15 protein-coding genes and 1 pseudogene are annotated in these 17,109 nt (G+C 73.3%); 7 read left to right on the top strand and 9 right to left on the bottom strand.

Going from position 1 to position 17,109, the window contains the following annotated elements:
• The first annotated feature begins 94 nt into the window (after window positions 1-94).
• The 3 genes from AC0GKK_RS01425 to AC0GKK_RS01415 are packed head-to-tail and all read left to right on the top strand — an operon-like array spanning window position 95 to window position 3,017.
• The gene (locus AC0GKK_RS01425; protein WP_489882962.1) at window positions 95-1,396 is read left to right on the top strand and encodes a CitMHS family transporter; all 1,302 of its coding nucleotides are present in this window, start codon (window positions 95-97) and stop codon (window positions 1,394-1,396) included.
• Window positions 1,397-1,408: 12 nt separating this feature from the next.
• On the top strand, window positions 1,409-2,710 hold the full coding sequence (locus tag AC0GKK_RS01420) for an acyclic terpene utilization AtuA family protein (protein WP_489882961.1): 1,302 nt from the start codon (window positions 1,409-1,411) through the stop codon (window positions 2,708-2,710).
• On the top strand, window positions 2,697-3,017 hold the full coding sequence (locus AC0GKK_RS01415; protein ID WP_489882960.1) for an AtuA-related protein: 321 nt from the start codon (window positions 2,697-2,699) through the stop codon (window positions 3,015-3,017). The genes AC0GKK_RS01420 and AC0GKK_RS01415 overlap by 14 nt, the downstream gene beginning before the upstream one ends.
• A 19-nt stretch (window positions 3,018-3,036) precedes the next feature.
• Here the strand turns inward: AC0GKK_RS01415 and AC0GKK_RS01410 are convergent, their stop codons facing one another.
• The 5 genes and pseudogenes from AC0GKK_RS01410 to AC0GKK_RS01390 form a co-directional block, all read right to left on the bottom strand.
• Window positions 3,037-3,435, bottom strand: coding sequence for a VOC family protein (locus AC0GKK_RS01410; protein ID WP_489882959.1), 399 nt, complete (start codon window positions 3,433-3,435; stop codon window positions 3,037-3,039).
• Window positions 3,436-3,489: 54 nt separating this feature from the next.
• Complete coding sequence (locus AC0GKK_RS01405; RefSeq protein WP_168172083.1) at window positions 3,490-3,636, bottom strand: hypothetical protein; 147 nt, start codon at window positions 3,634-3,636, stop codon at window positions 3,490-3,492.
• A gap of 156 nt (window positions 3,637-3,792) precedes the next feature.
• Window positions 3,793-5,613, bottom strand: coding sequence for a proteasome ATPase (gene arc / locus AC0GKK_RS01400; RefSeq protein WP_489882958.1), 1,821 nt, complete (start codon window positions 5,611-5,613; stop codon window positions 3,793-3,795).
• A gap of 226 nt (window positions 5,614-5,839) precedes the next feature.
• Window positions 5,840-6,652: pseudogene (locus AC0GKK_RS01395) on the bottom strand (tRNA (adenine-N1)-methyltransferase); the annotation flags it as partial.
• Window positions 6,653-6,885: 233 nt separating this feature from the next.
• A complete protein-coding gene (locus AC0GKK_RS01390) occupies window positions 6,886-7,431 on the bottom strand; it encodes a signal peptidase I (protein WP_489882957.1) in 546 nt (181 codons plus the stop codon).
• Between the two features lie 127 nt (window positions 7,432-7,558).
• Here AC0GKK_RS01390 and AC0GKK_RS01385 point away from each other — a divergent pair, with 127 nt between their 5' ends.
• Genes AC0GKK_RS01385 through AC0GKK_RS01370 form a run of 4 tightly spaced genes read left to right on the top strand, consistent with a single transcriptional unit; the run spans window position 7,559 to window position 11,164 of the window.
• Window positions 7,559-8,140, top strand: coding sequence for a TasA family protein (locus AC0GKK_RS01385; RefSeq protein ID WP_489882956.1), 582 nt, complete (start codon window positions 7,559-7,561; stop codon window positions 8,138-8,140).
• Window positions 8,137-9,381: a calcium-binding protein gene (locus AC0GKK_RS01380; RefSeq protein ID WP_489882955.1), complete on the top strand. Its 1,245-nt coding sequence runs from the start codon at window positions 8,137-8,139 to the stop codon at window positions 9,379-9,381. The genes AC0GKK_RS01385 and AC0GKK_RS01380 overlap by 4 nt, the downstream gene beginning before the upstream one ends.
• 42 nt (window positions 9,382-9,423) lie before the next feature.
• Window positions 9,424-10,311: a RecB family exonuclease gene (locus tag AC0GKK_RS01375; protein ID WP_489882954.1), complete on the top strand. Its 888-nt coding sequence runs from the start codon at window positions 9,424-9,426 to the stop codon at window positions 10,309-10,311.
• Between the two features lie 7 nt (window positions 10,312-10,318).
• Entirely contained in the window at window positions 10,319-11,164 is an 846-nt protein-coding gene (locus AC0GKK_RS01370) for a thioesterase family protein (protein WP_379672762.1), read from the top strand.
• A 102-nt stretch (window positions 11,165-11,266) separates the two neighbouring features.
• Here AC0GKK_RS01370 and hisG read toward each other — a convergent pair whose 3' ends face one another.
• From hisG to metH, 4 genes are all read right to left on the bottom strand, one after another.
• Complete coding sequence (gene hisG, locus AC0GKK_RS01365) at window positions 11,267-12,157, bottom strand: ATP phosphoribosyltransferase (protein WP_100877718.1); 891 nt, start codon at window positions 12,155-12,157, stop codon at window positions 11,267-11,269.
• Between the two features lie 53 nt (window positions 12,158-12,210).
• Window positions 12,211-12,474 carry a phosphoribosyl-ATP diphosphatase gene (locus AC0GKK_RS01360; protein ID WP_062395155.1) on the bottom strand — a complete coding sequence of 88 codons (264 nt, stop codon included), beginning with the start codon at window positions 12,472-12,474 and terminating at the stop codon, window positions 12,211-12,213.
• A 165-nt stretch (window positions 12,475-12,639) separates the two neighbouring features.
• On the bottom strand, window positions 12,640-13,338 hold the full coding sequence (locus AC0GKK_RS01355) for an HAD family hydrolase (protein ID WP_489882953.1): 699 nt from the start codon (window positions 13,336-13,338) through the stop codon (window positions 12,640-12,642).
• Window positions 13,331-16,987, bottom strand: a complete 3,657-nt coding sequence (gene metH / locus AC0GKK_RS01350) for a methionine synthase (protein ID WP_489884077.1) — start codon at window positions 16,985-16,987, stop codon at window positions 13,331-13,333. The genes AC0GKK_RS01355 and metH overlap by 8 nt, the downstream gene beginning before the upstream one ends.
• Window positions 16,988-17,109 lie beyond the last annotated feature (122 nt).

The raw sequence follows: 17,109 nt of genomic DNA, 5'->3' as shown, positions 1-17,109 counted from the left end.
GTCGATCCGGATTCGGTCTTTGACGATCATAGGTTCCGGCCCGCACCGTACGTCCGGGCCGATGCCGGCCCGGACGCCGACGAGGAGGTCGACGATGCTCGCCGCGATCGGATTCCTGACCATCGCCGTGTTCCTGGCGGCCGTGCTGTCCGGGCGGGTGTCGGTGCTGCTGGCCCTGACCGTCGTCCCGGCCGCCGCCGCCGTCGCCGCCGGGCTGGGCGGCGGGCTGGGCGAGTACGTCGCGACCGGTCTGGAGACCGTCGCCCCGGTCGCCTTCATGATCACCTTCGCGATCCTGTACTTCAGCCTGATGCTCGACACCGGGCTGTTCGACCCGGCGATCCGCCGGGTGGTCCGGTGGGCGGGCGGGGATCCGTTGAAGATCTGCGTCGGCACGGCCGCGCTGACCGTGCTCGTCGCCCTCGACGGTGACGGCGCCTCCACCTTCCTGATCATGGTGAGCGCCATGCTGCCCCTCTACGACCGGCTCGGGATGCGCCGGATCGTGCTGGCGGCGCTGGTGTGCCTCGGGGCCGGGGTGATGAACATGATCCCGTGGGGCGGCCCGACGGCGCGGGCGATGGCCGCGCTCGACCTCACCGCCTCCGACGTGTTCGTGCCGCTGCTGCCCGCCATGGCCGCCGGGATCGCCTGGGTGCTGCTCGCGGCCTGGGTCATCGGCCGCCGCGAACGCGCCCGCCTCGGCGTCGTCGCGCTGCCCGAGCCCGCCGACGCACCCGGGGCCGCCGGGGCGCCCGCCGTGCGGTCGCGGGCCGACCGGGTCCGGTTCGTGGTCAACGTCGTGCTCACCCTGACCCTGGTCGTCGTGCTGCTCCTGCAGCTGGCCGACCTGCCGGTGGTGTTCCTCTGCGCCTTCGTCGTCGCACTGCTGGTCAACCGGCCGACCTGGGACGGCCAGCGCGCGCTGTTCGAGAAGCACGGCCACAACGTCGTGCTGGTGACGGCGATGATCTTCGCGGCGGGCGTGTTCACCGGCGTCCTGGGCGGCACCGGGATGATCGCCGCGATGGCGCAGTCGCTGGTCGGGCTCGTCCCCGAGGGCGCGGGCGGCGTGCTCCCCGTCGCGGTGGCGCTGACCTCGATGCCGCTCAGCCTGGTGTTCACCCCGGACGCGTACTACTTCGGCGTCCTGCCGGTGCTGGCGGAGACCTCGGCCGCGCTGGGCGGCGACCCGGCGGAGGTCGCCCGGGCCGCGATCCTGGGCCAGATGACCACCGGGTTCCCGCTCAGCCCGCTCACCGCCTCGACCTTCATCCTGCTCGGGCTCACCGCCGTCGAGCTGGGCCGCCACCAGCGGTTCGTCTTCGGGTGGGCGTTCGGCACCACCGCCGTCATGACCGTCGTCGCGCTGCTCACCGGCGCCCTGAGCCTCTGAGGAGAGACCCCGATGCCCTCGGCCACCACCCGGATCGGCAGCGGTGCAGGCTTCGCCGGTGACCGCATCGGGCCCGCGGTCGACCTGGCCCGCCGCGGCGCGCTCGACGACCTCGTCCTGGAGTGCCTCGCCGAGCGCACCATCGCCCTCGGCCACCGCCGGCGCCTCGCCGACCCGGCCACCGGGTACGACCCCCGGCTCGGGCAGCGGCTGACCGCGCTGCTGCCGGACCTGCTCGCGGGCGGGGTCCGGCTGCTCACCAACATGGGGGCGGCCAACCCACCGGCGGCCGGTCGTGTCGTGCGCGAGCACCTCGACCGCCTCGGGTCCGCCGCGCCGGTGGCCGTCGTGACCGGCGACGACGTGCTCGACGTGGTCGACCCCGCGGCGCGCGCGGCCGAGGACGGCGTCCCCCTGCACGAGCACGGCGAGCTCGTGTCGGCCAACGCCTACCTCGGCGCCGACGCGATCGCGCCCGCGCTGGACACCGGAGCCGCGGTCGTCGTCACCGGGCGGGTGGCGGACCCCTCGCTGTTCCTCGCGCCGCTGGCGCACCGGCTCGGGTGGGATCTCGACCACCCGGACGAGGCCGCCGCGGGCACCCTGGTGGGACATCTGCTGGAGTGCGCCGGACAGCTGACCGGCGGGTACGCCGCCGACCCCGGGCACCTCGACGTCCCCCGGCTCGCCGATCTCGGGTTCCCGTTCGCCGACGTCGCCGCCGACGGGACCGCGCGCTACGGCAAGCTCGACGGCACCGGCGGCCGACTCGACCGGCACACGGTCCGCGAGCAGCTGCTCTACGAGGTGACCGACCCGACCGGCTACCGCACCCCCGACGTCGTCCTGGACCTGCGCGGCGTGTCCGTGGACGACGACGGCCCCGACCGGGTCCGCGTCACCGGCGCCACCGGCCGGGCCCGCCCGGACGAGCTCAAGGTCAGCGTCGGCTACCGGGCCGGGCACCGGGTCGAGGCCGGGATCTCCTACGTGGGCCCGAACGCCGCGGCCCGGGCCCGGCTGGCCGCCGACGTCGTCGCCGAGCGGGTCCGCGGCCTCGCCGTCGCCCCCCGGATCGAGGTCCGCGGCGGCGACACCGACGCGCGGCTGCGGGTCGCGGCGCTGCACCACGACCCGGTCGTGCTCGACGTCCTCGCCCACGAGGTGGAGGCGCTCTACACCAACGGCCCGGCGGGCGGGGGCGGTGTGCGCGCCCGGCTCGACGAGGTCGTCGGTGTGCTGTCCACCCTCGTCCCCCGCGCGGCCGTCGTCCCGCGGGTCACCGTCCTGGAGGCCGGCTGTGCTGCTGCATGAGATCGCGCACTGCCGCGCGGGGGACAAGGGGACGGTGGCGACGCTGACCGTGGTCCCGTACGACGACGCGTTCTACCCGCTGCTCGTGGCCGTGCTGACCCCGCAGCTGGTGCGGGCGGGCCTGGACCGCTGGGTCGGCGGCGAGGTCACCCGCCACGAGCTGCCCCGGGTGAGCTGCCTGCAGTTCGTCTGCACCGGGATCCGCGGCGGCGGGGTCACCGTGTCGACCGAGCTGGACACGCACGGCAAGTCGTTGTCGTCGCGGCTGCTGGCACTGGCGCTCCCGCCGCCGCCCGGCCCGCGGTGAGCGGGGTCCGCGCCGCGGGTCAGGCCCAGGCGAACAGGTCCAGCGACGAGCCGTCGGGGTCGGCGACGGTGGCGTAGCGCTGCCCCCACGGCGCGTCGAACGGGTCCAGCACCGAGGCGTGACCGGCCGCGGTGATCCGGCGCCAGGCGTCGTCGACGGCCGCGACGGTCGGCAGCCGGAACGCCAGCCCGACCCGTCCGTGGCCGTCCGGGGCGGCGCCCGGGTGGAAGCCCTCCACCATCGACTGCAGGTCCAGGGCCAGACGCACACCGCCGCGCAGCGTGGTCTCCACGTGCGCCTCGGTCTCGGAGCCCTCGGGGAACTCCAGCCCCAGCAGGCGGTAGAAGGCCAGCGAGCGGGTCATGTCGGTGACCACGATGCCGATCATGTCGAGCTCGGCGCCGATCGAGGTGTCCATGCCCACGACGCTAGGCCGCGGGCGGCCCGGCGTCGTGAACGGATCGGACAGCGCTCAGCGCTTCCCGCGGAAGCGGCGCAGCATGTCCTGCGCCCGCTGCCGGTTGCGCGGATCGCTCGCCATCCGCTTGGCCTGGTCGCTGTAGCGACGCCCCTGCGGGCTCTTCAGGAATGCGCTGATGCGCCCGATGATGCCGGCCATGACGACCTCCGTGGTGGCGGGCCGCGACACGGACGTGCACGGCTCCGTGCACAGGATGCCCGTTTCGTCCGGACATCATTCCACCGGGTGACGATCCCCGGACACACGACGGGCCCCGCCGCAGGATGCGGCGGGGCCCGTGCGCGCGGAGCGCGCCTACAGGTACTGGCCGGTGTTCGACGCGGTGTCGATCGCACGGCCGGTGGCGTCGTTCTTGCCGGTGACCAGGGTGCGGATGTAGACGATCCGCTCCCCCTTCTTGCCCGAGATCCGCGCCCAGTCGTCGGGGTTGGTCGTGTTCGGGAGGTCCTCGTTCTCGGCGAACTCGTCGACGATCGCGTCCAGCAGGTGCTGGACCCGCAGCCCCGGCTGGCCGGACTCGAGCACCGCCTTGATCGCGGACTTCTTCCCGCGATCGACGATGTTCTGGATCATCGCGCCGGAGTTGAAGTCCTTGAAGTAGAGGGTCTCCTTGTCCCCGTTGGCGTAGGTGACCTCGAGGAAGCGGTTCTCCTCGGACTCGTCGTACATCCGCTCGACGATCCGCTGGATCATCGCGGTGGTGCACGCCGTGCGGTCGCCGCCGAACTCGGCCAGGTCGTCCTCGTGGATGGGCAGGGTGTCGGTGATGTACTTGGAGAAGATGTCGATCGCGCCCTCGGCGTCCGGGCGCTCGATCTTGATCTTCACGTCGAGCCGGCCCGGCCGCAGGATCGCCGGGTCGATCATGTCCTCACGGTTCGAGGCACCGATGACGATGACGTTCTCCAGGCCCTCGACGCCGTCGATCTCGGCCAGGAGCTGGGGGACGATCGTCGTCTCCACGTCGGAGGACACACCCGAGCCACGGGTCCGGAAGATCGAGTCCATCTCGTCGAAGAACACGATCACCGGGGTGCCGGCGCTCGCCTTCTCCCGCGCGCGCTGGAAGATCAGCCGGATGTGCCGCTCGGTCTCGCCGACGAACTTGTTGAGCAGCTCGGGGCCCTTGATGTTGAGGAAGAACGCGCGCCCCTCGTCCGGGTCGTCGCCCCGCTGCTTGGCGATCTTCTTCGCCAGCGAGTTCGCGACGGCCTTCGCGATGAGCGTCTTCCCGCAGCCGGGCGGCCCGTAGAGCAGCACGCCCTTGGGCGGGCGCAGCTCGTACTGGGTGAACAGCTCGGTGTGCAGGAACGGCAGCTCGACCGCGTCCTGGATCTGCTCGATCTGCCGGGACAGGCCGCCGATGTCGGAGTAGGCGATGTCCGGGACCTCCTCGAGCACGAGGTCCTCGACCTCGGCCTTGGCGACCCGCTCGTAGGCGTAGCCCGCCCGCGAGTCGACCATGACCGAGTCGCCGGACTTGAGCGGGCTGGTGCCCTCCTCCTGTCCGAGCTCGAACAGCGGCGCCGCCAGCCAGACGACCCGCTCCTCGTCGGAGTGGCCGACGACCAGGCCGCGACCGGCCGAGCCGTCCTCACCCGGACGGGAGATGATCTCCCGCAGCGAGTAGAGGTCACCGACCTGCTCGAAGCCCATGGCCTCGACCACGGTGAGCGCCTCGTTGAGCCGGACGGACTGGCCGCTGCGCAGCGTCTCGCCCTCGACCGCCGGGGACACGGGGACCCGCATCCGGCGGCCGGAGGTGAAGACGTCGACCGTGTCGTCGTCGTACCGGCCGAGGAAGACCCCGTAGCCGGACGGCGGCTGCGCGAGCCGGTCGACCTCCTCGCGGAGCGCGACCAGCTGGCCGCGGGCCTCCTTGAGGGTCTCGGTCAGCTTCTCGTTCCGAGCGTTGAGCGCGGAGAGCCGGCTCGTGGTCTCGGCGAGCCGCTGTTCCAGCACTCGGGCGTGCCGGGGCGTCTCGGTCAGCCGTTGACGCAGCGAGGAGATCTCGTGCTCGAGATGACGGATGTGCTCGGCGGCCTCAGCGGGGCTGAGGTCGCGGTCAGACTGGAAACCCTGGTTGCCGGGACCGTCGTCGTAGGGGTGGTTCACGGCAGCCTCCCTCCGTGTTCCGTCTCACCACGGTACCCGTGACGGGTGACCGCGACGGTGCGTCGAACCGGTGATCCGGGCCTCAGCCGGTCGGCACCATGTGGTCACTCTGCGGCTTCACGGGCGTCACCGCCACGTCCACACGGAGGGTAGTTCGTAACGTTCTCGTTCCGCGCTCCGGCGCGTCGCGGCCGCGATCCGGTCGAAACCGGACAGAACGCACAGGTCAGCGGCCGGTCGGCCGTCGCTGCTGCCGGGGCGGCGTGACGCCGTCGGCGAGCCGCCGGGTGGTCAGCAGGAAGGCCGTATGGGCGATCATCCGATGCTCCGGACGGACAGCCAGACCCACCACGTGCCAGGGGCGGACCATCGCCTCCCAGGACTCGGGCTCGGTCCAGCACTGCATCTCCCGCAGCGCCTCGGTGAGCACCGACAGCTGGGTGGTGGTCGCGACGTAGCCGACGAGGATCCCGCCCGGCACCAGGCAGTCGCGCACGGTGTCGAGCACGTCCCACGGCGAGAGCATGTCCAGCACGACCCGGTCGACCTCGCCGCGGTGCTGCCGGACGTCACCGACGGTCAGCTCCCAGTGCGGGGGCCGGTGGCCGAAGAAGGTCTCGACGTTGGTGACCGCGTGCGGGGCGTGGTCGTCGCGGACCTCGTAGGAGATCACCTTGCCGGTCGGCCCGACGGCCTGCAGCAGCGAGCAGGTCAGCGCGCCGGACCCGGCGCCGGCCTCCAGTACCCGCGCGCCGGGGAACACGTCGCCCCACATGAGGATCTGCGCGGAGTCCTTGGGGTAGATCACCTGGGCGCCGCGGGGCATCGACAGCACGTAGTCGGCCAGGCGGGGGCGCATGGTCAGGTACGGCGTGTTCGCCGCGGAGTGCACGAGCCCGCCCTCGGGCGAGCCGATGATGTCGTCGTGGTCGATCTGGCCGCGGTGGGTGTGGTACGCCCCGCCGGCCTGGAGGACGACGGTGTAGCGGCGCCCCTTGGGGTCGGTGAGCTGGACCCGGTCGCCCTCGCGGAACGGCCCGCCGCGGCGCGGGGGCTCCCAGACGACGTCGGCGCTCCCGGCGACGTGGTCGTCGTCGGCGGGGTCGGCGTCGGCCGGGTCGGCGCCGGTGAGGTCGGCGTCGGTGAGGTCGGCGTCGGTGGGGTCGGCGTCGGTGGGGTCGGCGTCGGTGGGGTCGGCGTCGGTGGGGTCGGCGTCGACGGGACCGGTGGCACCGTCGGAGGTCGGGAGGGCGTCGTGCACGGGCGACGACGCTATCCGCGCTCCCGCACGGCCCGGTCGCCGGGGCGTCGGCGGCGCGGCACGAGCAGGCCGAGCCCCAGCAGCAGGAGCACCGCTCCCCCACCGACCACCAGGCCCGGGCCGGTGCGCAGGAACCCGGCTGCGCCACCGACCCAGGGCAGGTGGTACCAGACCCGGCCCAGCAGGTCCCGCGCCGTCACCGGATGCGGATCCCGCGCCGGGTTCGCGTCGCCGCGGGTGGTGAACGCGGGGCCGGGATCGACCGCGACCACACGGTGGGTGACGGTCCGGGTCTCGCCGCTGGTCCGGTCGCGATCGACGAACGAGATCACGTCACCGATCACGACGTCGGCCGCGTCCACCGGGCGGGACACGACCAGCGAGCCCACGGGAAGGGTCGGGACCATGCTCCCGGACAGCACCGTGTACGCGCGGGACCCGGTCAGCGCTGGGACGACCGCGACCGCCGCGGCCATCCCGACCAGCCCGAGCACGACGACGGTGACGAGCGCCCCACCGATCCGGCGCCACGCGGACGGGCGGGATACGGCCGGCACCGGCCATGACGTATGCGAGGGAGCGACGGAATCTCGGCCCATCCGCTCACCCTAGGTCCGCTCCCGGACACCCGACGTACACGATCGGGCGGTGAGCTGCGACGATGCAATGGGAACCTCCACGCGCATGGACACACGCACACGCGTCGGGATCGGTGTCGTCGCGGTCGCGGTCGCGGTACTCGCGATCGGCCTCGGCACCTACGCCGCCTTCACCGACACCGAGGACGGGCCGGGTGGGCAGGTCTCCTCCGGCACCCTCGACCTCACCGTCGGCTCCAACGCCGACAAGGTCCTCTTCAACCAGGCCACCATCGCCCCCGGCTTCTCCACCACCGTCACCGTCGACGTCCGCAACGCCGGTTCCGTCCCCGGCACCGTCACCGGATCGCTGACCGCGACCGGGTCCGACGTCACCTGCACCGAGCCCGAGGCGGAGGCGGAGAAGGTGGCCGCGAACGCCTGCGCCGCCGGCGGCAACCTGCAGGAGGAGATGACCGTCCAGGTCGTCTCCGGGCCGGGGGTGGGCACCGCGGGGGCGGCGGTTCCGCTGCGCACCTTCGTCCAGAGCCCGCTGCCGTCCGGGCCGCTGGGCGCCGGGGCCACCGGTACCTACACGCTGACCTTCGCGCTGCCGCCGTCGGCGGACAACAAGGTGCAGGGCGACCGGATCACCGTCGGGTCGACGTTCACCCTGAACCAGTCGTGAGCCCGGCGGTCCCCCGGCGGCGGGCAGCGCTCGCGCTGGGGGCCGCGGCCGTGCTCGTCGCGGTGTCGGCCACGGCCTGGGGCACCTGGGCCGTGTTCACCGACAGCGACCCGGGTGCCGCGGGTTCGACCTCGGCGGGCACGGTGGTGCTGGGCGGGCGCGCGACCCCGCCCGCGGTCGCCCTGACCGGCCTGCGGGCGAACTCGACGACGACCACCTCGGTGACCGTGGACTACCGCGGTTCGGTGCCGGCGACGCTGTCGGTGTCGCTGCCCGCGTACTCCTCGACCGCCTGCACCACCGGGGTCGGCGGGCTGCTCGACGGCCTGAACGTCGGGTCGCTCACCGTCCGGATCGGGTCGCGGACCGCCGAGTCGTACTGCGCGCTGCTCGACGGGAAGGACCGCGTGGTCACCACGCTCGCGCCCGGCACCGTGGTGACGGTCCCCCTGACCGTCGCGGTCGGACCGGTCGTGCTGCTGCCGCGCACCGAGGCGGCGACGCTCCGGCTGGCGGTCTCGGGCGGCTTCACCGACCGGGTGGACGGGACCCTGAGGATCGGCACGAACCTGCTCGGCACCCGGTCCCTGCGGGTCGCCTCGCCGAGCGTCGTCCCGGCCGTCGCCGCCCCGCCCGCCGAGTGCGTCGACGCCGGCATCACCTCGGTCACCGAGACCGTCGTCCTCAGCGGCGACGGCGCCGTGTTCGACGCCCGCACCGACCGGCCGGGTGCGACCGGGCCGCTGCTCGTCGTGGGCACCCCCGGACCCGACCGCATCACGGGGTCCCCGGGCCGGGACTGCCTGGTCGGGGCGGGCGGGGACGACGTACTCGACGGCGGGGCCGGGGACGACGTGCTGCTCGGCGGCGACGGCGACGACCGCCTCTCCGGCGGGGACGGGGCCGACCGGCTCTACGGCGGCGCCGGAGCCGACACCCTGCTCGGCGGCCCGGAGAACCCGCGCGAGCCGGACGTTCTGCACGGCGGCCTCGCCGACGGCTCGACCTGCCCGGACGCCGGCCCGGAGGACCTCCTGACCGCGTGCACGGCACCGGCCCCCGCCGCGACGCCACCGGCGACCGCACCGTCACCGGCACCCGGCGCGACTCCGGTGCCGGAGGGCTCGGCCGACCCGGCCGCGCCCGGGGATCCCGCCTCCACACCCCCGGAGCCGGCCCCGCCCGCGCCGGCCGTGCCCGAGGGCGAGCCCGACCCGGCGACGACCGCCCCGCCCGGCTGATCGGATCCCGGAATCGTCGGGGGGCCCGGCTAGCCTGCCCGCGTGACCGTCCAGGAGCCCCCGTCCGCCCGCGCGGCCGGACCCGGTGCGTCCCCGGCCGCCACCGCACCGCGTCCCCCCGCCCTGTCCCCGTCGCGTGCGGCGGACTTCCGCCGCTGCCCCCTGCTCTACCGGTTCCGTGCGGTCGATCGGCTCCCGGAGCCGCCGTCGCAGGCGCAGGTCCGCGGGACACTGGTGCACGCGGTGCTGGAGCGGCTGTTCGCCCGGGACCCGGCCGACCGGACCCCGCAGGCCGCGCGGGAGCTGCTCGGCCCCTGCTGGGACGACCTCGCGGCCGCGGAGCCCGCCGCGGCGGCGCTGTTCAGCGGCCCGGAGGACCCGCAGCTCGCGCTCTGGCTGGACTCGGCCTCCGCGCTGCTCGACCGCTACTTCGCCCTGGAGGACCCGGCCGGCGTCTCCGCGACGGCGGTGGAGACCCGCATCGAGGCGGCCCTGCCCGGCGCCGGCGACGCGGCGCCGGTGCCGCTGCGCGGCATCCTGGACCGGCTCGACGACGGTCCCGACGGGCTGCGGGTGGTCGACTACAAGACCGGCGCGACGCCCGGCGAGGGCTACGAGTCCGGCGTGCTGTTCCAGCTCAAGTTCTACGCACTGGCCGTCCTGCTGACCCACGGCCGCGTCCCCGACGAGCTGCGCCTGCTCTACCTGGCCGACGGCACCGCCCTGGCCTACCGGCCCGACGCCGAGGAGCTCACCCGCTTCGGGCGCCTGCTCGAGGCGGTGTGGACCGCCATCCGGCTCGCCGCCCCCACCGGGGACTTCCGGCCCCGCACCGGCCCGGCCTGCCGCACCTGCGACCACAAGGCCCACTGCCCCGCGTGGGGCGGTACTCCCCCGCCGTATCCCGGCTGGCCGGGCGGCGCGGCATGATCGACGGGTGAGCGCACCGCCCCCTATCCCGCCCGGCCCGTTCTACCTGCCCCGCGGCGAGCAGACCGCCGACGGCGTCACCCACGCCGCCTTCGAGGCGACGCCGTCGACGACCGGCCCCTGGTTCGCCGACGCCCAGCACATGGGCCCGCCCTCGGCGCTGCTGGTCCGCGCCCTCGAACGGCTGCCCGAGTCCCGCCCCGGCGGCGCCGAGGCGGGGTGGCGGATCGCCCGCGTCACCGTCGAGGTGCTCGGGGCGGTGCCCGCCGGGCCGGTCACGGTCACCGCGGGCGTCGAGCGGCCCGGGCGGACGATCGAGCTGCTGTCGGCGACGATGCGCGCCGGTGACCGGGACGTGCTGCGGGCCCGGGCCTGGCGGCTCGCCGCGTCCGACACCGCCGTCGTCGCGCAGGGGCAGGCAGCCGCGCTGCCCGGGCGGGACGCCGCCGTCGTGCGCACCGAGCGGCCGGACGGCTGGCTGCCCGGGTTCCTCGACGCGATCGAGTGGGCCTGGCTCGACGGGGGCAGCCTCGGCGACGAGGGCCCGGGGCGCGGCTGGATCCGGATGCGGGTCCCGCTCGTCGAGGGTGAGGATCCGAGCCCGGCGCAGCGACTGATGGTCGCCGCGGACTGTGCGAACGGGCTCGCCGCACCGCTGGACGTGACGCGCTGGTTGTTCGTCAACACCGAGCTGACGGTGCACCTGCACCGGGCCCCGGCCGGCGAGTGGATCGGCGTCGACGCCGCGACCGTCGTCGGGCCGGACGGGCTGGGCACCTGCTCGGCCACCCTGTTCGACGACGACGGGCACACCGGCCGGATCGCCCAGGCCCTGACCGTCCGGGCCCGCTAGCCGTACGGCCGCCGGCACCGCCCCGGCCGCACGACGGCGGCCCGCCACCGGAGTCACCGGGGCGGGCCGCCGTGGGGGGAACGGACGTCGGACGGGGTGGGCTCAGTGGCCGTGGCCGTTGACCGTCATCGCGCGGCAGGACCGGATCTCCGAGGTGAGGATCGCGGTGGCGCCGATGTCGGCGAGCTTGTCCATCACGCGGTTCGTGTCCTTGGTGCGCACCATCGTGCGGACCGCGACCCAGCCCTTCTTCGACAGCGGCGAGACCGTCGGCGCCTGCAGGCCCGGTGCGACCTTCTCCACGGCCTCCAGCAGCCCCTCCGGGCAGTCGAAGTCCATCATCAGGTACTCGCGGGCCACGACGACGCCCTGCAGCCGGTCGGCGAAGACCTTCTTCAGGCGGGTGGTCTCGGCGTCCTCGGCGCGGTCGTGCCGCTTCTCCCGCTCGATGAGCGTGGCCTGCGAGGTGGCGATGGCCTCGCCGATGATCTGCAGACCGTGCTGGCGCAACGTGCGCCCGGAGGACACGACGTCGGCGATCGCGTCGGCCAGACCCAGCTGGATGGAGATCTCCACCGCGCCGTCGAGCTTCACGATCTCCGCGCCGATCCGCTTGCCGGAGAGGTACGAGCGGACCAGACGGGGGTAGGACGTCGCGATCTTGCGGCCGTCGAGGTCTTCGATCTTCCAGTCGGCGTCGGCCGGGGCCGCGAAGTGGAACCGCGACTTGCCGAAGCCGAGCGGGATGATCTCCTGGGTCTGGCTGCCCGACTCCTCCATGAGGTCGAAGCCGGTGACGCCCAGATGCAGGTCACCCTTGCCGACGTAGGTCGCGATGTCCTTGGGCCGCAGGTAGAAGAACTCGATCTCGTTCTCGTCGTCGACCACGCTGAGGTCGCGCGAGTCGGTCCGCTGGCGGTACCCCGCCTCGCGCATCATCGTCGCGGCGGGCTCGGCCAGGGTGCCCTTGTTCGGCAGTGCCACGCGGAGCATTTCCGCTCTCCTGACGGTCGTCGTCGGTGGTGGTGTCGGTGGGTCGGGTCGACCTACAGATGCTTGTACACGTCCTCGAGGGTGAGCCCCCGCTGGAGCATGATCACCTGCAGCCGGTACAGCAGCTGCGAGATCTCCTCCGCCAGCTCGTCGTCGCCCTGGTACTCGGCGGCGATCCAGACCTCACCGGCCTCCTCGAGCACCTTCTTGCCCTGGGCGTGCACCCCGGCGTCCAGCGCGGCGACGGTCCCCGAACCGGCCGGCCGCTCCTGGGCCTTGGCCTGCAGCTCGGCGAACAAGTCGTCGAATGTCTTCACGGGTACCAGTGTGAACGGTGACCCACGCCGCACGCCGGGCGCATCCGGGGCGGTAAGCCGTGTGGGCAACGGACCGCGCCGGATGGTTCACCCGGAGTGAGCAAGACCAGGTCGGGGTGCCGCTCGTCGCCGCGAACGGCCCGCTCACACCGGTGCCTGCGCCGTTCAGCGGGCCCGGACCTCCGCGAGGACCGCCCCGAGCTCGGCCGGCCCGATCCCGGCGAGGGTCTCGCGCAGCACCCGGCGCGGACCGGCCGGCACCTCGAGCTCGCAGGGCACCACCAGCACCGCGCAGCCGGCCCGCTCGGCCGACAGCGCACCCGTCGGCGAGTCCTCCACCGCGACGCAGTCGCCCGGTTCGACCCCGAGCAGCTCGGCGCCGCGCCGGTAGGGCTCGGGCTGCGGCTTGGGCTCGCGCACCTCGTCGCCGGGCACGACGGCGGTGAAGTGCTCCCGGCCCAGGGTGTCCAGCGCCCGCTCCACCAGCACCCGGATGGTGTTGGTGACGAGCACGGCGGGGATGCCCGCCTCGCGCAGGGCACCGAGCAGCTCCCGGGCACCGGGGCGCCACGGCACGCCGTGGGAGAACAGCTCCCCGGCGCGGTCGTAGAGCCACTCGCCGGTCTCGCGGTACTCGTCGGCGGGGATCGTGCCGGGGTCGCGCCCGGCCTCCCGGAAGCAGATCCACAGCGACGAGTCGAGCGAGCCGCCGACGGACTCCAGGCGGGCCGCGAGGCTCAGCTCCGGGGCGCCGAGGTGCTTCATGAGGTCGTTGAGGGCGACCTCCCACACCTTCTCCGAGTCGATCAGGGTGCCGTCCATGTCCAGCAGCACGCCCGCGGGCCGGGTCGTCGGCTCAGGCATCGGGGGTGTACCCCAGGTTCGGGCGCAGCCACTTCTCGACGACGGCGACGTCCACACCGAGCCGGCCGGCGTAGTCGGCGACCTGGTCGGACCCGATCCGGCCGACGGTGAAGTACCGCGACTCCGGGTGGGCGAACATCATGCCGCTGACCGCGGCCGCCGGGGTCATGGCGAAGGACTCGGTGAGCCCCACGCCGGTCTCCTCGGCGCCCAGCAGGTCGAACAGCGGCCGCTTGAGCGTGTGGTCCGGGCAGGCCGGGTAGCCGAACGCGGGACGGATGCCCCGGAACCGCTCGGCGTGCAGGTCCTCGACGGCCTGGTTCGCGTCGGGCTCGAACCACTCGCGGCGGGCCTGCCGGTGGGCGTACTCGGCGAAGGCCTCGGCGAGCCGGTCGGCCAGCGCCTTCACCATGATCGCCTTGTAGTCGTCGAGCGCGGTCTCGAACTCGGCGGCCATGTCCTCGGCGCCGTGGATGGACACCGCGAACGCGCCGAGGTGGTCCCCGTCGGGCGCCACGTAGTCGGCGAGGCTGCGGTTGGCCCGCCCCTTCGGCTTGACGGTCTGCTGGCGCAGCATCGGCAGCCGCACGTCACCGCCGTCGGGTGAGATCACGATGTCCTCGCCCTCGGCGCGGGCCGGCCAGAAGCCGTAGACGCCGCGGGCGGTGAACCGGTCCTCGGCGATGATCTGGTCGAGCATCGCGTTGGCGTCGTCGTAGAGCTCCTTGGCGACCGGCGAGTTCAGGATCTGCGGGAACTTGCCCTTCAGCTCCCAGGCCAGGAACAGGAACTGCCAGTCGATCAGCTCGCGGAGTTCGGCGATCGTGGGCTCGCACGGGCGGGCCCCGGTGAACTCGGGGACGGGCAGCTCACCGAAGTCGATGCTCTCGCGGTTGGCGACGGCGTCGGCGAAGGGCAGCAGCGGCGTGGCCTGCCGGCCCTCGTGCTGCTCGCGCAGCCGCTGCTGGTCGGCGTCGTTGCGCCGGGACAGGACCTCGGCGCGGTCGTCGTCGAGCAGGTCCGACACGACCCCGACGACCCGGGAGGCGTCCAGGACGTGCAGGACGTCGCCCTGGTACTGCTGGGCGATCTTCACCGCGGTGTGCTGGCGGGAGGTCGTGGCCCCGCCGATGAGCAGCGGCAGCTTCAGGCCGCGCCGCTCCATCTCGGTGGCCACGCTCACCATCTCGTCGAGCGAGGGGGTGATCAGGCCGGACAGCCCGACGACGTCGGCGCCCTCGGCGACGGCGGTGTCGAGGATGGTCTGCGCGGGCACCATCACGCCGAGGTCGATGACCTCGTAGCTGTTGCAGCCCAGCACGACCCCGACGATGTTCTTGCCGATGTCGTGCACGTCGCCCTTGACCGTGGCCATGACGACCTTGCCGTGCCCGCGGGCGTCGATCTCGCCGCGGGCCTTGGCCTCCTCCTTCTCCTTCTCCATGAAGGGCTCGAGGTAGGCGACGGCGCGCTTCATCACGCGGGCGGACTTCACGACCTGGGGCAGGAACATCTTGCCGTCGCCGAACAGGTCGCCGACGACCTTCATGCCGTCCATCAGCGGGCCCTCGATGACGTCGAGCGGCCGCGCGGCCTGCGCACGGGCCTCCTCGGTGTCGGCCTCGACGAAGTCGACGATGCCGTGCACGAGCGCGTGCGACAGGCGGGCGCGGACGTCGGCCTCCCGCCAGGACAGGTCGACCTTGCGCTGGGTGCCCTCGCCCTTGAACCGGTCGGCGTTCTCCACGAGCCGGTCGGTGGCGTCGGGGCGGCGGTTGAACAGGACGTCCTCGACCATCTCGAGCAGGTCGGCCGGGATGTCCTGGTAGACCGCGAGCTGGCCGGCGTTGACGATCCCCATGTCCAGGCCGGCCTTGATGGCGTGGAACAGGAAGGCCGAGTCCATGGCCTCGCGGACGACGTTGTTGCCGCGGAAGGCGAAGGACAGGTTCGAGACACCACCGGAGATGTGGGCGCCGGGGCAGCGCTCCTTGATCCGCGGGCAGGCCTCGATGAAGTCCTTCGCGTAGTCGTTGTGCTCCTCCATGCCGGTGGCGATGGCGAGGATGTTCGGGTCGAAGATGATGTCGTGCGGGTCGAGCCCGGCCTTCTCGACGAGCAGGTCGTAGGCGCGGCCGCAGATCTCGACCTTGCGGTCCGCGGTGTCGGCCTGGCCGGTCTCGTCGAAGGCCATGACCACCACGCCCGCGCCGTAGGCCTTGACCTTGCGGGCCTGCTCCAGGAAGGGCTCCTCGCCCTCCTTGAGGCTGATCGAGTTGACGACGCCCTTGCCCTGCACGCACTGCAGGCCCGCCTCGATCACCGACCACCGCGAGCTGTCGATCATGATCGGCAGCCGGGCGACCTCGGGCTCGGTGGCCAGCAGGTTGAGGAAGGTGCGCATCTCGTCGGCGGACTCGAGCAGGTCGGCGTCCATGTTGACGTCGAGCATGTTCGCGCCGCCGCGGACCATGTCCAGCGCGACGTCGAGCGCGCCGTTGTAGTCCTTCGACTCGATGAGCCTGCGGAACCGCTTGGAGCCGGTGACGTTGGTCCGCTCACCGATCATCACGAACCCGGTGTCGGGGCCGATCTCGAAGCGCTCCAGGCCGGAGAAGCGGGTGCGCTGCGGGGCCTGCGCCGGCACCCGCGGCGGCAGCCCCTTGACCCGGTCGGCGATGTGGCGGATGTGCTCCGGCCCGGTGCCGCAGCAGCCCCCGACGATGTTGACCAACCCGGACTCGGCGAACTCCTTGAGGAAGTCCGCGGTCTGCTCGGGGGTCTCGTCGTAGCCGCCGAAGGCGTTCGGCAGGCCCGCGTTGGGGTAGGTCGCGACGAACGCGTCGCTGATCTCGGCGAGCGCGACGGCGTGCGGGCGCATCTCGTCGGCGCCCAGCGCGCAGTTCAGCCCGACGACGAGCGGCGCGGCGTGGCGCACGGAGGTCCAGAACGCGTCGACGGTCTGCCCGGACAGGGTGCGACCGGAGCGGTCGACGATGGTCACCGAGATCCACACCGGAAGGTGCGGGGCGACGTCGTGCGCGGCCTGCAACGCGGCCTTCGAGTTCAACGTGTCGAAGATGGTCTCGATCAGCAGGACGTCGACGCCGCCGGAGTCCAGCGCGGCGATCTGCTGGGCGTAGGAGTCGTAGACCTGCTCGTAGGACACCGCACGGTAGGCGGGGTCGTCGACCTTCGGCGACAGCGACAGCGTGACGTTCAGCGGACCGATGGAGCCGGCCACCCACTTGGGCTCGCCGGTGGCCTTCTCGGCCTCGTCGGCGGCCTCGCGGGCCAGCCGCGCCGCGGCCACGTTCATCTCGTCGACCTTCGACTCCAGGCCGTAGTCCGCCTGGCCGATCGTGGTCGCGGTGAAGGTGTTGGTCGTCGTCAGGTCGGCGCCCGCGTCGAAGTAGTTGCGGTGCGCCTGCAGGATCAGGTCCGGACGGGTGAGGTTGAGCAGGTCCGGGTCGCCGTTGGTGTCCTTGGGGTGGCCGTGCAGCCAGTCCGCGGAGTAGTCCTCCGGGGTCAGGCCGAGGCCCTGGATGACGGTGCCCCACGCCCCGTCGATGACGCCGATGCGCCGACCCAGCAGCTCCGTCAGCTGCTCGGTCCGCCGGGCCGCTCGATCGACCCGTTCGGGGTCGATCGGGCGGGTCGTGCTGTGGTCGTCCGAAGAGATGCCCACCGAGTGATCCGCTCCCGTCGTAGCTGACACGATCAACCACGGTACCTGGTGACGGGGAGGGAACCCGGCCGTGCGCCCGCGGG

Source organism: Pseudonocardia sp. P-1 (genome assembly GCF_058111925.1).
The sequence above is the reverse complement of the archived record's forward strand: the minus strand, read 5'-3'. Positions and strand labels throughout refer to the sequence as shown.

Bases quoted from the DNA above. Each gene is read 5' to 3' on its own strand.
- AC0GKK_RS01425 (WP_489882962.1), top strand. From the start codon at position 95: ATGCTCGCCGCGATCGGATTCCTGACCATCGCCGTGTTCCTGGCGGCC.
- AC0GKK_RS01420 (WP_489882961.1), top strand. From the start codon at position 1,409: ATGCCCTCGGCCACCACCCGGATCGGCAGCGGTGCAGGCTTCGCCGGT.
- AC0GKK_RS01410 (WP_489882959.1), bottom strand. From the start codon at position 3,435: ATGGACACCTCGATCGGCGCCGAGCTCGACATGATCGGCATCGTGGTC.
- AC0GKK_RS01405 (WP_168172083.1), bottom strand. From the start codon at position 3,636: ATGGCCGGCATCATCGGGCGCATCAGCGCATTCCTGAAGAGCCCGCAG.
- AC0GKK_RS01385 (WP_489882956.1), top strand. From the start codon at position 7,559: ATGGACACACGCACACGCGTCGGGATCGGTGTCGTCGCGGTCGCGGTC.
- hisG (WP_100877718.1), bottom strand. From the start codon at position 12,157: ATGCTCCGCGTGGCACTGCCGAACAAGGGCACCCTGGCCGAGCCCGCC.
- AC0GKK_RS01355 (WP_489882953.1), bottom strand. From the start codon at position 13,338: ATGCCTGAGCCGACGACCCGGCCCGCGGGCGTGCTGCTGGACATGGAC.